Origin of the sequence: Bacillus sp. NPDC094077 (assembly GCF_050279465.1) — a bacterium.
Classification (GTDB): domain Bacteria; phylum Bacillota; class Bacilli; order Bacillales; family Bacillaceae_G; genus Bacillus_A.
On the sequence record NZ_JBNNUF010000002.1, the window covers coordinates 508565 to 524397 of the forward strand.

The 15833-nt window shown below is 32.9% G+C and carries 14 protein-coding genes; 2 read left to right on the forward strand and 12 right to left on the reverse strand.

What is annotated here, in order from left to right:
• Positions 1-410: 410 nt before the first annotated feature.
• From ACQKNR_RS07455 to ACQKNR_RS07470, 4 genes are all read right to left on the reverse strand, one after another.
• On the reverse strand, positions 411-2363 hold the full coding sequence (locus ACQKNR_RS07455; protein ID WP_427316591.1) for a bifunctional metallophosphatase/5'-nucleotidase: 1953 nt from the start codon (positions 2361-2363) through the stop codon (positions 411-413).
• 967 nt (positions 2364-3330) lie between these two features.
• Positions 3331-3846, reverse strand: coding sequence for a DinB family protein (locus ACQKNR_RS07460; protein ID WP_427316593.1), 516 nt, complete (start codon positions 3844-3846; stop codon positions 3331-3333).
• A gap of 161 nt (positions 3847-4007) precedes the next feature.
• The gene (locus tag ACQKNR_RS07465; protein ID WP_427317011.1) at positions 4008-4289 is read right to left on the reverse strand and encodes an FtsK/SpoIIIE domain-containing protein; all 282 of its coding nucleotides are present in this window, start codon (positions 4287-4289) and stop codon (positions 4008-4010) included.
• A gap of 36 nt (positions 4290-4325) precedes the next feature.
• Positions 4326-4814, reverse strand: a complete 489-nt coding sequence (locus ACQKNR_RS07470) for an AraC family transcriptional regulator (RefSeq protein WP_427316595.1) — start codon at positions 4812-4814, stop codon at positions 4326-4328.
• A gap of 437 nt (positions 4815-5251) precedes the next feature.
• Between ACQKNR_RS07470 and secY the strand changes: the two genes are divergently transcribed.
• On the forward strand, positions 5252-6556 hold the full coding sequence (gene secY, locus ACQKNR_RS07475) for a preprotein translocase subunit SecY (protein ID WP_427316597.1): 1305 nt from the start codon (positions 5252-5254) through the stop codon (positions 6554-6556).
• A 379-nt stretch (positions 6557-6935) separates the two neighbouring features.
• On the opposite strand, the gene ACQKNR_RS07480 is transcribed toward secY, so the two are convergent.
• Positions 6936-7853, reverse strand: coding sequence for a DMT family transporter (locus tag ACQKNR_RS07480; protein WP_427316599.1), 918 nt, complete (start codon positions 7851-7853; stop codon positions 6936-6938).
• A 148-nt stretch (positions 7854-8001) separates the two neighbouring features.
• Between ACQKNR_RS07480 and ACQKNR_RS07485 the strand changes: the two genes are divergently transcribed.
• Positions 8002-9432: a PLP-dependent aminotransferase family protein gene (locus ACQKNR_RS07485; protein ID WP_427316601.1), complete on the forward strand. Its 1431-nt coding sequence runs from the start codon at positions 8002-8004 to the stop codon at positions 9430-9432.
• 138 nt (positions 9433-9570) lie between these two features.
• On the opposite strand, the gene ACQKNR_RS07490 is transcribed toward ACQKNR_RS07485, so the two are convergent.
• The 7 genes from ACQKNR_RS07490 to ACQKNR_RS07520 all read right to left on the reverse strand — a co-directional run bounded on the left by ACQKNR_RS07490 (position 9571) and on the right by ACQKNR_RS07520 (position 15716).
• Positions 9571-10236: a type 1 glutamine amidotransferase family protein gene (locus ACQKNR_RS07490; protein WP_427316603.1), complete on the reverse strand. Its 666-nt coding sequence runs from the start codon at positions 10234-10236 to the stop codon at positions 9571-9573.
• Between the two features lie 323 nt (positions 10237-10559).
• Positions 10560-11186 carry a class I SAM-dependent methyltransferase gene (locus tag ACQKNR_RS07495; RefSeq protein ID WP_427316605.1) on the reverse strand — a complete coding sequence of 209 codons (627 nt, stop codon included), beginning with the start codon at positions 11184-11186 and terminating at the stop codon, positions 10560-10562.
• 295 nt (positions 11187-11481) lie between these two features.
• Positions 11482-11979: a DUF421 domain-containing protein gene (locus ACQKNR_RS07500; protein ID WP_427316607.1), complete on the reverse strand. Its 498-nt coding sequence runs from the start codon at positions 11977-11979 to the stop codon at positions 11482-11484.
• A 66-nt stretch (positions 11980-12045) separates the two neighbouring features.
• Complete coding sequence (locus tag ACQKNR_RS07505) at positions 12046-12903, reverse strand: NAD-dependent epimerase/dehydratase family protein (RefSeq protein WP_427316609.1); 858 nt, start codon at positions 12901-12903, stop codon at positions 12046-12048.
• A 185-nt stretch (positions 12904-13088) separates the two neighbouring features.
• Entirely contained in the window at positions 13089-13967 is an 879-nt protein-coding gene (locus ACQKNR_RS07510; protein ID WP_427316611.1) for an SDR family oxidoreductase, read from the reverse strand.
• A 10-nt stretch (positions 13968-13977) separates the two neighbouring features.
• Entirely contained in the window at positions 13978-14325 is a 348-nt protein-coding gene (locus ACQKNR_RS07515; RefSeq protein WP_427316613.1) for a carboxypeptidase regulatory-like domain-containing protein, read from the reverse strand.
• 20 nt (positions 14326-14345) lie between these two features.
• The gene (locus ACQKNR_RS07520; RefSeq protein ID WP_427316615.1) at positions 14346-15716 is read right to left on the reverse strand and encodes a PLP-dependent aminotransferase family protein; all 1371 of its coding nucleotides are present in this window, start codon (positions 15714-15716) and stop codon (positions 14346-14348) included.
• Positions 15717-15833: the final 117 nt, after the last annotated feature.

Consider the following 15833-nt stretch of genomic DNA (forward strand, 5'->3'; position numbering starts at 1 on the left):
GGTGAGGCAGCGTATCTACAAGTTAGATTTCTCAATGTAATTTTGTTATTTATGTCTATAGCTGCATGGATTGTAACGTTATGAGATAGCTGAAGTCTTATATGAGTTTCAGGCTTTTTTATCTTGTCAAAAATATCTCTTAAAGATAAATTTTTCTCCCCATTTAAATATAGAAAAAGACACATCTATTGCATGTTATTAGCTTAAGATATGTTCTTTTAAAGCATATTATAAATATACATAGTAAGAAATGAAACAATAATTATTCAAATAAAAAATCCCCCGGATCATTAAACAGATACGGGGGATTTTTTTATCTATAATTCTCTATATTTCCATATCAATCACAAACTTTTTTAGGAGAATAGTATGTCCAAGTTTGATAGATTTTTGCATCAGAGTCATTTTTCTTATATTTTTTTAATAATCCTACTAAGTTTTTTGTAGAATTCACCTTTTGTTTTTACATGATTAAATTGATTTGGATTAATATTAGCTTTTTGTGAAAGTGCTACAATCTCTTCTTTTGTAATTGAATCTTTAGTATTTATAGATGCTATATTTGTATATTTCCCATCTTCTGTTTTGGGAATTTCTAAAATCCCTTTATTTACAAGATCAACTACAGCCTTATGCTCTGAAGAATGTGTGTCTACACCAGTAATTTTCCAATTATGCATAACTTTTGGTGTGTACACACCATTCTTTACCTCTTTTAAATATGTAATAGCAAGGTTACGAATGGTTCCACCTGTTTCTCCGAATGCATTCTCTTGTTTAGATGACCAAATTTGTTCAAACTTACGTCCCTCTAAAGCTCCCCCTTTTGCCTGAAGAGCCTCCATTCTATATGCATTCATTCCCAACGTCATAACATCGCTCATTTTGATTGGTTTATTTGTACGAATAGAGCGTAAATTTGTAATTCTACTTCCATATGGTTTTGTTAAGTCAATTTCGTATTTTACGCCTCCAAAGAAATCGTTCGTACTATATTTAGACGCACGACGGTTTCTATCAAAGCTAACTGTTACATCTCCGGCACGAGATGAGTTAAAATATCCTGCTGCCCATTCCATATAATCTTTTAAATCTTTTCCAGTTATCTTATATACTGTAATTTCTCCCAAAGCATATTGGTAATTATACGCAATATCTTTCTTCTTAATAGGACCTATATCCAAACGGGCATAATCATTATCAATTTGATGGGCTACTACATCCGCTTTGCTGTAGTAGAGCATGACTTCATGGAAGAAATCTGATAATGGTGTCTCTTGAATTTGCACACTTGGAATACCCTTTATTTCATTTTCCGGAACAAGATTTCTCCCCTTTAATTGAGCGACTACAACATTTGCATCTCCTCTTGCATACTCGTGAAAAGGTGTTAGTGTTTCTTCAAGTGTAGGATCAGATAATACCGTTGTTCCATCAGTATTTTTTACAGGTATAGCGGTAGCAGTTTTATCTTTTAAAACCATCTTTCCATCTTGCTTTGTAAAAGTAAGGTCAATACGTGAGATATGTGTTCCATATTTATCTGGTTCTGTAATAACAACACCATTTACAACTTCTTTTTTTACAAGTTTATGCATATGAGCCGCAAAAATAGCGCTTAGTTCCGGACAAGCATTCGCAATATCTTGAACCCCAGTACCAGGGATGCCATTCTCATTTTCTAGTCCCATATGCATAACCCCTACCATTACATCTACTTTACCTTCTAATTCTTTAATCGCCTTTTTTGTCTCTTCTACTGGATTTTTCACCACTAAACCATCCAAATGATCTGTCCCTTTTTCAAAATCACTAATCATTGGTGTATTCATACCAATAATCCCAACTTTAATTCCACTTTTTTCAACAATTGTATACGCAGGAAGAAAACGCTCTCCATTTCCCTTGTAAATATTTCCTGCTAACGTCTTTCCCTTATATTGCTCACTAACTTTTTTCAATGTATCTAATCCAAAGTTGAATTCATGATTTCCAAATGCCCAGGCGTCATATCCCATTGTATTCATCGCTACCATCATTGGCGATTGTGGCTTATCGTTGAATAATTCTACTGAGTTTCCTTGAATTGTATCCCCGGCATCTACTAATATGGTATTTGGATTTTCTTGACGTACCTTCTTTATAACCGTATAAAGCTGCGTCAAACTTCCACTCATATTTGCTCCATCAAGCGCATAATCCCAAGGCATAAATCTACCATGAATATCTGCAGTACCTAACAATGTAATATTAACTTCAGATTCCTCAGCTTTAGAGATAGCTGGTTTGACTGTTACTGCTGTTCCAAGAAGTATAAGAATGACAAAATAACATACATAGTTCTTCCATTTCATTTTTTGCATAATAACAATATTTCTCCCCTTTTTGTACTGTCATAAAGTTGCTTGAACTTTAAAAATGTAACACTTGTTTACCTCTCTATAAAAAGTATATTCCGTATCAATCTCCTCATGGGCATAAATAGGTGTATCATGATTAGGCGTCTCCTGTATTACATATTCAGTAGGTAGTAGTTTGTCTTTTTTAATATGAATAAAGTATTTATCATTCGGTCATGGCGACCATAAAAACCATACTATATTCGCACCAGCTAGCACTCACTATACAGACCTTTTTAATAAAGTGTTTGTCTACTTCTTACCTCATTAGAAAATGATATGCACAGAATGGAAAAGTAAAAACACCGACTGCAGCTACCAACTTATCCATTACCATATCATTTATCCAAAAAATCACCCCAGCAAAGCTTATAGTAGCGTAAAAAAAATGAGAAGCGAAACTATCGACGCCACCTTATACAACATCTTTGTCATTACTCCATCCCCTATTAAACCCTATATGTAAAAAATTGTATCAATCATATGAACCATTGTACTATACCATTAGAAATTAGTATATTTAACACAATAGACTTTTAAAATCTACTAATAAATTACTATTTTATAAACAATATAACTAATTAAACGGAATCCATCTTCTTTTAACTATCACTACATATTTTCGGAATAATAAAAATACATTTGACCAAAATTGTAATTTATTGTAAAGTTATATCCATTTAAACTAGTTCAAAAATTTGATGATGAAAATAAACTTGTTTATATTGATTTGAATACGACGAAGTGATTGTAAGCGAGTATCAAGGGCTCTCTTTTATGTGTACAGACGTCACAAAACGCTATCTTTACACGTTTAAGGGAAATAAAAAAACAGTAGTGATTTAACACTACTGTTTTTTTATTTAAATTGTTTGAATTCTTTTCTATAGAATTTGATAGAACACATTGCTCCAAAAATAGAAAATGATTTTTACTTTTCAACTTCACAAAGCAATTTTATTTCTTTGATTTGTTCTATATGACGCTGTTCATGCAAATAGATCAGTTCTATCCACTGATCAAGAAGTAATTCTCCAAGAGCAGGATGCATCACAGATTTTTTCGTTAATATAGATTCATCTTCTATTGTGCTCAGGAAACGCATCAATTCTTTTCTCGATTCATTTAACAAAGTAATCATTTGCTGCACTTCAAATGGTTCTAGGCTTGGTTCAATCATTTCTGGGGCTATAAATTTTATTGATCTATCTAAAAGTATAGATTGAATCTCTTTACGCTCATTTTGGGCACTATCCATCTTTTTTAATCCTGTCGAAATTACTGTTATAACTCTCTCATCTAATAAAACTACGTGGTGACAAACTTGTGCTATACTCCATTTATCCTTATCTGGTTTCCTATTAAATTGAGCATCACTCAACAAAGTAATTTCCTCAAACAATTGATTTCTCGTTTCATAAAACTTGTCATTTACAACTGTATTCATGAGAATTCTCCTTTCATTTGAACCTACATACTTAGATTCCTACGCTAGAAATATTCTCTACAGAAAAAAGATTTTCCTTCACTACTATTTCAATCAAATTTTTTCTTGCTTTAGGAGTTTCTCTAATTCATAACGAAATGTATTAGCTTGTTCAACATCCTTTACTCATGTACTACAAACTCTCTTTCAGTAACTATTTTTTGGACATGAAGGAAATCTTTAAACTTCTTAAAATCAATACGCTTTGGATCTATAATATAAAAATGCAAATCATAAGACGTTTTCAATAAACTTAAGGACAAAATTACTCCAATTAAAACATAAGTTTTTCCACTTCCAGTTACCTCGGCTATTAACATGTGCAAAGTATCTGTTAAGTCCTCAAAGAGTGGTTTTCCATGTTCATCTAAACCAATGTTGAAAGGAAATCTTGCTTTTTTTATAAATTATCAATCTTTGTTTTAAAGCCACACATGAAGTTATTTGTTTTTTTGTATATTTTTAATCGGCACAAATAAGTCAACCTTTAAATTCCCTTCTAAATCTTCGGTTACATTATTCATACAAAATTCTAGATTATCTCTATCATAATCTGCATTATACTCATTATTCGGTAGCCACTCTTCATATACATATTGATACGCTATATTCAATTTATGTGGCTTATCATAAAAATGGTATAGAGCGTATTGACCGCCATCTAATCTTTTAAATTGCACATCATGATGCCTTTCTTTGTCAAAGTTTTCAGGTATAGTAACGCAAGCGTCATGTCGGCACTTACACCCTTCAATAAGTTCAGGATTATCTAGTGAAATTCCGATAAATGATTGCTTTGGTGGATAAAGTTTATTTTCATTTGCCCAATTCAGTAATTTTCCCCAGTGATCTTGCGGTTCAAAGTAACTTCCAATTCGTCTTATAAATGCCACTTCGAATTGTGGCAAATTTTTTATTACAACTTTCATTTACGTCATCCTCCCTATAAATATCTACTTTATTTATTTAGCGTTTATCAATACTTATTCCTTCACAAATAAAACGAATTCCCAAATTGTAAAAACCTCATTATAATGCTTTCCCCGGAAGCCTTTAAATACAACTGCATAAAACGTTCCTAACTATCAATCTAACATTAAATAAATGTGAAAAATCACCCTATTTATTCATTTTTCATGCGTATGTATGTACATTTGTTAATTTATTCGATATATTATGGGTATTGAATGATTACGAAAAGTTTATAAGCCGTTTGTATAACACCTTATATTTTTATATCCATGAAAACTACAAAGTGTATAAACATCCATTTGTCAAATGAATTTAATGTGGAAGGAGGTTTGTGGTTACTTCATCGGGATATAATAATCAGTTTTGAACTGATAAAAATATAGGAGGCGACATAATGTTTCGTACGATTTCAAATTTCATGAGAGTAGCTGAGATAAGAAACAAAATTCTTTTTACACTAGCGATGCTAATTGTTTTTCGAATTGGCACGTTTATTCCAGTTCCTCATACTAACGCAGAGGTATTAAAAGTACAAGATCAAGCCAACGTTTTAGGTATGTTAAACGTATTTGGCGGAGGAGCACTGCAACACTTCTCAATCTTTGCTGTTGGTATCACACCATATATTACAGCTTCTATTATTGTACAATTACTACAAATGGACGTTGTACCTAAGTTTACAGAATGGGCAAAGCAAGGAGAAATGGGTCGAAAGAAATCCGCTCAATTTACTCGATACTTTACAATCATTCTCGCATTCATACAAGCTATTGGGATGTCTTATGGCTTTAATAATATAGCAGGTGGACAATTAATTTCAGATCAAAGCTGGACTACATACTTATTTATTGCGACAGTTTTAACCGCGGGTACTGCATTTTTACTTTGGTTAGGTGAACAAATCACTGCTAAAGGCGTTGGTAATGGTATCTCAATGATTATCTTCGCAGGACTTGTTGCTGCGATTCCGAATGTTGCAAATCAAATTTATTTACAACAATTCCAAAACGCAGGCGATCAGTTATTTATGCACATCGTAAAAATGGTTTTAATTGGACTCGTAATTTTAGCAATCATTGTTGGTGTTATTTACATTCAACAAGCAGTTCGTAAAATTCCGATTCAATATGCTAAAGCTGTATCAGGAAACAATCAATATCAGGGAGCAAAAAACACTCATTTACCTCTTAAAGTAAATAGTGCTGGTGTAATTCCAGTTATCTTTGCTTCCGCATTTTTAATGACGCCGCGTACAATTGCGCAGCTCTTCCCTGATTCAAGCGTATCAAAATGGTTAATTTCAAATCTTGATTTCGCACATCCAATCGGAATGGCGCTTTATGTTGGCCTTATCGTTGCTTTCACATACTTCTACGCATTCGTTCAAGTAAACCCTGAACAAATGGCCGAGAATTTGAAGAAGCAAAACGGTTATGTTCCAGGTATACGCCCTGGCAAAGCAACAGAACAATATGTAACCAAAATTTTATATCGTTTAACATTTATCGGCGCAATTTTCTTAGGTGCAATTTCTATATTACCGCTCGTATTTACAAAAGTTGCTACATTACCACCTTCAGCTCAAATTGGTGGTACAAGCTTACTAATTATCGTTGGTGTAGCATTAGAAACGATGAAAACGTTAGAAACCCAACTTGTGAAGCGTCATTATAAAGGGTTTATTAAAAAAGTAAATTAATGACAAAAACACACTAGAAGTCACAATAAAGACCTAGTGTGTTTTTTATTATAAAAATAATCTATCAAAACAATAAAAACAGAGTGCCAACTGAATAGCAATCTGTTTTTATTCAAGATACGTTTATTTTTCAGATTGCAGGATTTCTTGCAAAACAACTTCTAATCCCCAGCGAAATCTTTCTTCTCCACCCGATAACATATCTTCTTTTAGACTTACAATCATCGGATACCTTGCTATATCTAAAGTCTCATACGAATCACGAATTGCATCAAGAGTGGTACCTTTTTCTTTGTGAGCTGTTTGCTCATAATACAACTAATAATAAAAAGCATGTTACAAGTTAGTAGTAGCATGCTTTTTTCAGTTAATAAAGTATTTACATCTCTTTCTTCAATAACTTCCCTTGCTTAAAGTAAACACCCAGCGTAGAACGATTTGCTAAAAATACACCAATCAAGATTAAACAAGCTCCAATACCCATTGCAGGATTTAAAGGCTCCCCTAAAATGAGATACCCCACAACAACAGCGATTAATGGTGATACATATAACCACGTTGATGGAAATACTGGATTTGTTTTTGATAAGAGCCAGTAATATAAACCATGTCCACCAATAGATCCTATAAATATAAGATATAGAATTGGCCATTGTACATCCCAAGATGTTAGGATTGTTAGATTTGGCTGTTCAAATACAATAGATACGATTAATAGCAAGATTCCTCCATAAAACATTTGAATACCATTAATGAGAAATGGTGATACATCTGGTAAATCTGAAAGTATTTCTTTTGAATGAACAGAACCAATTCCGTAAAATAACTCTCCTACTAATATAACGAAGCAAGCGATACTCCATATAAATGTTAGTTCTTGATGCATTCCAGGTAAAGAAATACAAAAAACACCTACAAGTGCTATAACTAAAGCAACAAGTTGCTCTTTTTGTAATTTCGTTTTATTTCGTCTTGATTGCAATAACAAAATCATCATTGGTCCCGTTGCAGAAAGAACAGCAGCTAAGCCAGAAGAAATATGTTGTTCAGCCCAGTATAATGTTGCGAATGTCATAAATGTTAGACAAAAGCCTGCGTACATAATACGCTTTGAAAATAAATGTGGTATAATTTCTTTTCTCTTCAACTTAAATATAACAATAAGAATGACACCCGCTAAAAAGAAACGAATTCCTGCTGAAAACAAAGGTGGTGCCCCAGCTTCTATTCCGAGCTTTATCGTTAAAAATGTTGTTCCAAAAATAATACATACTAAAATGTAATTGAAAATAACCATTTAGCTTCCTCCTTTTTACTCTTGAAATGAGTATAGAGGATACGGTGTATAACAGTGTATTAGCGAATATAACAGTTGCCCAAAGTTATTGTTGATTGCACGCAATTTTTTCGCTTTAATTAAATTAAAAAGAAAAATAGGTGATGCCATGAAGTTTGTACTACGCAAAGAATCCAATATACCGTACTACCAACAAATTTATATGCAAATCGTTGAGAGAGTGCAAAACGGAATGCTTTCACATGGTGATTCCCTCCCTTCTTTACGTACCATGGCTGATGATTTACAAATTAGTTTATTAACTGTTCGTAAAGCTTATAAACAGTTAGAATCAAAAAATTATATTCGGATTGAGCAAGGGAAAGGCGCCTATATTCATAGACGTATAAAAAAAGATTTCAAACCAATGCCGTATCAATGGCAACAAACGAAGTCCATTAATGTTATGCGCTCTCAATATGTAATGAATCAACACCGAAAATACTTTGATTTTTCACAAGCTATCCTATATCCACGTTTATTGCCAAACCCATTTTTATCAGATGAAATGAACAAATTACTTAATAAAGATCGGATGATACTAGCGACTTACGGACCTGTTCAAGGCGATAAAGAACTTCGAGTGGAAATAGCACATTATTTAAAAGAGCACCAACAATTAGTTACTGATCCATCTCAATTATTAATTACAAGTGGTGCCCAACAAGGAATTAATTTAATTGCTCAAACATTATTAAAGCCCGGGGATATTGTATTGGTAGAAAGCCCATGTTATGGCGCTGCACTTGATGTTTTTGTTAATAAAGGAGTTCAAATTATTCCTGTCTCTCTTGATAAGCATGGTATTCGCTCAGATTTAATCGATGATATTTGTCAAAGAAAGAATCCCTTATTGTTATATGTGAATCCAACTTTTCAGAACCCGACAGGTACTGTGATGAGTAAAGAAAGAAGAATGGAACTTGTAGAACTAGCAGAGTTATACGACTTTTTCATCATTGAAGATGACTCTTTTGGAGAAATCTATTTTGAGGACGCTATAATACCTCCTCCCATAAAAAGCTTTGATATGAATGGGCATGTTTTATATTTAAAAGGATTTAGTAAAACATTAGCACCTGGACTTCGGATTGCGGCACTCGCAGCTGAAGGTCCTATTTTTGAATGGCTATACGCAGTAAAGGGTTCGATGGATATCGGCAGTCCTTTATTAACACAAAAAGCACTCCTTCCTTTTTTACGTGCAGAGCGTATGAAAAACCATTTAGAAAAATTACGTACAGCTTTACAAATTAGACGCGATATAACAATTGATACATTATCGCCATTAAAAGAAATACAATTTGAAATACCTAATGGCGGATTTAATTTATGGATAACACTCCCTAAGTCAATCGATCCTTTTACATTATTACAAAAAGCTAATGAAGTAGATGTTTCTTTTCTACCTGGCACAGCTTGTCTATTAAACAATGAAGCAGAAACTAATCAATTACGAATTAGCTATTCTATGTTGAATGACAAAGATATGTCGATTGGATTAAAGAAATTACATGATACAATAAAAAAATTTATATAGCCCTTACATGTTATAACATGCTAAGAAAAACAAATACCCCAAAACAAGGAAAATGTACACTCTCTTTGTTTTGGGGTATTTTAAAATTGCTAATGTAGTAATTTGTAACTTTGATATCATCTAAAGCATGGTTTTTATTCAAACTAATTTGTTAACGCAGCCATGTATTGAATTCATTAACTGAAAGAAGTATTCAGGGTTAGTCTTATTTAGGTTATACCATGAATGAAGTGTATCTGGTGTAAAGACATCTAATTTTTTCAGTACTTCCATCGCAAATTCCAGAGGAGCTACTCCTGATGCAGTAACTAAATTCTCACCAGACGCTACAGGCCCCATTTCATAAAAATTTTCTCCTTTATAATTAGGACAAACCATTTTAATATACTCTAAGCTTTTGCTAGTATGCTTTCTAGAATTTAAGTATCCGAAATTTGCAAGACCTACATTTGCACCACAAATTGCAGCAACGGTAGTACCAATATTCAAGGCCTTACCAACTTTTTTCAAGATAGGTTCATGCATATTTTCACTCCAAGTATTCCCACCGGGTAAAATTAATAGATCTTTACTCTCAAATGTACATTCATCAAGAGAAATATCTGGTTTTATACTTAATCCTCCCATCGAAGTAATCGTTTCTTTATTTGCTCCGACTGTAACTACTTTTAAAGGCGTTACATCTTTTTTGAAGTATCTTCCTGTGTTTAATTCAGCAATTAAATATCCGTATTCCCAATCTGACATTGTATGAAATACATATAGATAAGCTTTTTTGTTTCCATTGATTAACACTCCAATCATACCTTATATCCTCTATTACAATATAACTATTAATTTCAACAAGCTTTCAACAAGTCTGTACATTAAGTTTAACATTTTAAATTATATTTATGGTTTAAAATTCCAAATTAACTGAACAAAAATATTTAAAACTACCTTTAATATACATGAAAAATAAAAGAACACTTGTTTCCGCAAGTGCTCTTTTCAGGGATTTTGAGATACCCAAATAACAAAAGTTAAGGTTACTTAAAGTTAATGGGGTATTTTTAATATATGCTTGTCCTTTTTATTTGTGCATAATTTATACATAAAGATTGTAATTAGCATCTCCAAACTTATCTTTACAGTTGTTTCTTACATTTTATAATTGAAAAATGTATGGAAGGTTTATTTTTCGCGTTCTTATTTGGCTCTTCAATTTCTGAAAACTGTACAAGTCCATATTCTTCAAATTCTTGTTTTATGGATTCAGAATCATAGAAAAACATTTTTACGCCTTCCATTATCTCAAAATAGTCTTTATCCAATTGTTTCCCTTTTCCGAACATCGGAGCTTTTTTAGAAACCGTTGTAAAAACCATATATCCACCGGGTTTTAGCTGATTATAACAATCTTTAATAAATTTCTCTCGCTCTTGCTTATTCAACAAATGAATAAGTGCATAGCAAAATATACCATCATAAAGTTTGTTATCAAAAGGCATGTCAGTTACCGAGCCATGAAAAATGCTAATATCCATTCCATTTTGCTTCGCCAAATCAATAGCTGTTTTCGAAATTTCAATACCGGTTACATGTATTTCATTCTCAATAAAAACCTTTGCATTCCTACCATACCCAATACCTGGTAGCAATATGTCCTTAACGTTCTTTTCAAGAAAAAAGTTCTTTATCAAGATTGCAGATTCTGTAGGTTCAAATCCCCACATTGTTTGTTTTTCTATAAAACTTAATTCCCAAAACTCCATTATGTTTCTATCTCCTTATTCCTAATCCGATTTTAACGCTGCAATAAGTGCAGTCTTTTTGCAAATCTAAATTTAAAAATCCCTGTGCATTGTTACTATAAGGGTAATTTTCTCTTTTATACATACTGTCACCTTAGCTCCATTGAATATAGCATATCACTAAGAGTATATCTAATTAAAAGATTGGTTTAAGACTTAGCCTTTTTTTATGAATCCTTAAGTTTGAGACTAAATTATTTGTAAACATGAGAAAAGCCAATACTTGAATTGAAGTATTGGCTTTTCTCATAATAAATCATCTTTTCATATTGTACTGATCTAATATCTTTTCTAACGTATCCAAAGTGACTGGTCGCGCTTTAGTAATAAGTTGATAACCAATACGCCCATTCGGTTCCGCTGTAACTTGCTGTAAGCTCTTTAAATCATGAATCCCTTTTTCTCTTAATTGCATATATAGTTGTTGTTCTGACATTTTTGCCTGCATCAAATTCTCTTTTACAATTTCTCCGTTTTCAACAATTACAATACTACTTCCATTTAAGAATTGTTCCACCTTCCGTGATTTCAATTCTAAGAAATGAATAATAAGTAGTATACTTGAAAATATTATAGCTGCAAAAATAGATGGGACTACTTTCCTACTTAATACAGGTTCTACAATAATGCGTCCAATAGAAACAACGATTATAATTTCAGCTCTGGTCATTTGGCTAACGGACTTACTACCTGTCATTTTTAAAACAATAATCCCCGTTAGGATTAAAATAATACTTTCAAAAAGAATATTCATTACAGCCCAACCCTTTAATAGTGAATGTTACTAGCATTCCCATTAAAGGGTTACTTTTATAATGTTTTACATACTTATCAAGTTCTTAAATCCTTCAGACCATGATAGAAATAAAGGCGTCCATCCATACTCTTTACGTGCTTTATTATTTGAAGCCCCTCTCTCCCAACTATTTTTCCCAACTTGAACTTTAGGTTCAGGTGCTCCTATTGTAGCTGCATATATTGGTAACCACTCTTTACTAGTGGCTGGGGAATCATCTACAATATTTACGATTCCTGAAGGCCAATTAAGAGCTAACATAGCTGCTCTAGCGGCATCCTCCACATGTATAAACGAACTTATACCATCTGTTGCGATAATTTCATTATTACGAACTCGATTCGCAATCACCCCATTTTCTGCATACCAAGTTCCTGGTCCATATAACATACCGTAACGAAGTATAACCGTTTCGGGTAACTCAGAAACTGCTTCTTCTAATTTCAATATGCCATTAATTGTAATTTGTCGGGGCATAGGAGAAGTGATATCTAATGAATCTTTTTCTGTTGCAAATGTCTCTCCTGGCTCATATGCCCATGAAATACTTTGAGCAATTATTTTCTTTACATCTACATTTTTAGCGGCATCAACAAGATTACGAGTGCCTTCAATTCTAATTTTTGCATTATCCTCAAAATTCCATAAAGACAATGACGTTAATTGATGAATAACTACATCAGGATTTGTTTCTTCTAATACAGAAAATACAGCATTACGATTAAATACATCGGCTATTACTGGTATAGCACCCAACTTCTTCATTGCTTCTACTTGCGATTCATTACGAATCATTGCATACACCGCATGACCTTCTTTTATTAACATTGGCAATAAAGAACGTCCTATTACACCCGTTGCACCAGCTACAAAAATTTTCATATATGTTCCTCCTCATTCTGTTATCATAATTGTGACGAAACATATGTGAGGTTTGTGACAATTACTTATGCTACCCAATATGTAAATTACGATAAAAATCACTTTAACAAGATGCTAAGTAAATATTTACATTAATAAAAAAGAGCACTCTTCTCTAAGAGCGCTCTTAAAAATATTATACTGCCTTAATTTTGATTTAAAACGTTCTCCTCAAAATATTTTCCCCAATCCGGTCGTCTTCCATCCATATCTGTAAATCCATACACTCTTCCTAATTCCCATGAACTTAGCGCTCGACCAGTTTTTTCATGAACATTTGTATCACTTGCTAAAGCTGCAATTGCTCTCCCAACGAAGAATGGAGTTTCTGATGCGATAAAGTGCGGGTCTTGCTTAGCCCCTTCTTGCCAATTCTCCTCTGTTACACCAAATATATCTAACATCGCTTCTGAACGAAGGAACCCTGGACTGACTGCGACTACTGTAATGTTGTGTTGCTCTAAATCTTTCGCCATTGCTTCTGCTAAATGAGTTGTTGAGATTTTTGCTAAACTATAGTATAAATTTCCGCGATACTGATAATCGACACCGTCCGTAATTTCTATTACAAGTCCTTTTTTATTTTTCACCATTAAAGGTACACCGTAATGACTTGTCATTATATGAGAATGAACCGCCCTTTGTTGCATAAGTAGCCCGTTATGTAGGTTGTGTTCCCAGAAAGGTTTTTCCCATTCCGTTAAAGGATCGCCACCCCAAACGTCATTTACTAAAATATCAAGCTGTCCATTTTGTTCTTCTTGAACCTTTTTAAATAACGCTTTTATCTCTTCTTCTACCGTATGGTCAACACGAACTGCTATTCCGATTCCGCCTTGCTTTGTAACAAGCTCTGCAGTTTCTTCGATCGTTTCAGTTCTCCCCATACAGGATAAATTACCTTTTGTACTTCTTCCCGTTACATATACAGTTGCACCTGCTTCACCAAGCATCATCGCAATACCTCTTCCAGCGCCTCTTGTTGCTCCGGCTACAACTGCTACTTTTCCTTGTAATGGTTTCATGTGATTCTCCTTACTTTTTATAGTTCAGCTTGATTACTTCTGGTATATTTTCACTATCATATTTTCTCGTATAAATTTCGCTATCTGGAGTAACCAATTGTAACGTAATTTCACCACATACGCCATTTGCAATTTCAAATTCACCTTGTGCATTTGAAATACTACGTTCCTTACTCTCGATAGAATCTTCATAAATTTTCACATTAGATATAGGTTCGTTATTATGATCTACGATAATACCTCTTGAATACATTGCAACCGCTATGCATTGATCATCTTCTTTATAATTTTTAGTAACTACCACCGCTCCAATTACTATAGCAATACATATAAACAAGGCTATTATTTTGCTTCTCACAACAAACCTCCTTATTTATATTATTCTTTTTTAAATTGAAAATTTAGACGTTCCGATTGTTTGATTTCCTCAATTACCTTGCGTATGCCTTCTTCTATCTGATCTACTTTTACATTCGATACGTTTAACTTTAACAGTCTTTCTTTAGGAAAACCCCTTACATAATTTTTATCAATAGAATCAATATTTATTTGAATGTCACTCAATTTTTGTAAAAACATTTCCGAAACAATGGTTTTCTGTACTTCTAAACAAGTATGGATTCCTATTGTATTTTTCCTTTTATATGTAAATAAAAATGGGTTTTCATTATGCACTTTTTCTAATGTTTCTGCTAGTTTTTTTGATCGATTGTAATAGGAAGATTTAATTTTATTTTTATGGCGTTCGAACATGCCGCTCTTTATATAAATTTCTAAAGCAGCTTGAGATATCATTGGACTATCGATATCTAAAATCTTTTTATATTTATGAAAAGCATTTGCAATAGTCGGTGGAATAACTGCCACACCGACTCGTAAACCTGGAAAAATAATCTTTGAGTAACTTTTCAAATATATTACATGATTACAATTATCAAAGCTATATAACGGATCTGCTTTTGAATCATTTTCTAAGTCTGCTAAATAATCATCTTCCACTATAAATACATTATATTTCTTGGCCAGTAGCACGATTTTTTCTTTCTCATCCTTAGAATAAGAAGTCCCAAGCGGATGATGATATCTCGGTATCGTATAAAAGAATTTTATTTTTTCAGTTCGAAATATACGTTCCAATTCATTCAAATCGATGCCTTCATTCGTACGTTTAATACCGATTACAGGAATTTTATTTATTTCTAGATATTCAATATATAAATGATATGTTGGCTGTTCAATTAATATCGTTTCATTTTCATTCGGAAATGGTATAGAAGTTAGTATAGCAAGCGCCTGCTGCACACCTGACGTTATAAAAATATTTTCTTCTTTTGTAAAGACTTGATAGTTTGCCAGTTGTTTTTGAATAACTGGAATTAATGTTGGTAAACCTTTTGGCGTTCCGTATACGAACAAGTCATTTTTATATGTGTCAATGGCCTTATTAATGCAATGTTGAAAATCTAAATACGGGAAAACATCTGGATCTGGTGCTGAGGAAGCGAAATCAATTATCTCATTATATTCTATATAACTCCCTGATTTTTTAACAACGTAATATCCACTTTGAGGTACAGAATAAATAATATGGCGTTTCTCTAATTCCTGTAACGCACGTATAACTGTCGCCTTATTGCATTCATATTGCGTAACAAGTGTCCGAATAGACGGTAATTTCTTCCCTTCTTTTATCTCTCCATTTTGAATCATATTTTCTAGGTTGTTTAAAACATGTAAGTACTTATACATTATGACACCTCTTACGTTTATTTTGTACCGGTACAGTTTGTATTTATTCACATTGTAGCACTAGATCAAAAAGATTACTATGTACGTATACTGGCCAGTAAGAAATCAACTACTATG

Excerpts from the sequence above, each read along its gene's own strand:
- ACQKNR_RS07470 (WP_427316595.1), bottom strand. The coding sequence starts at position 4,814 with ATGAAAGTTGTAATAAAAAATTTGCCACAATTCGAAGTGGCATTTATA.
- ACQKNR_RS07505 (WP_427316609.1), bottom strand. The coding sequence starts at position 12,903 with ATGAAAATTTTTGTAGCTGGTGCAACGGGTGTAATAGGACGTTCTTTA.
- ACQKNR_RS07455 (WP_427316591.1), bottom strand. The coding sequence starts at position 2,363 with ATGCAAAAAATGAAATGGAAGAACTATGTATGTTATTTTGTCATTCTT.
- ACQKNR_RS07520 (WP_427316615.1), bottom strand. The coding sequence starts at position 15,716 with ATGTATAAGTACTTACATGTTTTAAACAACCTAGAAAATATGATTCAA.
- ACQKNR_RS07485 (WP_427316601.1), top strand. The coding sequence starts at position 8,002 with ATGAAGTTTGTACTACGCAAAGAATCCAATATACCGTACTACCAACAA.
- secY (WP_427316597.1), top strand. The coding sequence starts at position 5,252 with ATGTTTCGTACGATTTCAAATTTCATGAGAGTAGCTGAGATAAGAAAC.
- ACQKNR_RS07480 (WP_427316599.1), bottom strand. The coding sequence starts at position 7,853 with ATGGTTATTTTCAATTACATTTTAGTATGTATTATTTTTGGAACAACA.
- ACQKNR_RS07500 (WP_427316607.1), bottom strand. The coding sequence starts at position 11,979 with ATGAATATTCTTTTTGAAAGTATTATTTTAATCCTAACGGGGATTATT.
- ACQKNR_RS07510 (WP_427316611.1), bottom strand. The coding sequence starts at position 13,967 with ATGAAACCATTACAAGGAAAAGTAGCAGTTGTAGCCGGAGCAACAAGA.
- ACQKNR_RS07490 (WP_427316603.1), bottom strand. The coding sequence starts at position 10,236 with ATGATTGGAGTGTTAATCAATGGAAACAAAAAAGCTTATCTATATGTA.
- ACQKNR_RS07495 (WP_427316605.1), bottom strand. The coding sequence starts at position 11,186 with ATGGAGTTTTGGGAATTAAGTTTTATAGAAAAACAAACAATGTGGGGA.
- ACQKNR_RS07460 (WP_427316593.1), bottom strand. The coding sequence starts at position 3,846 with ATGAATACAGTTGTAAATGACAAGTTTTATGAAACGAGAAATCAATTG.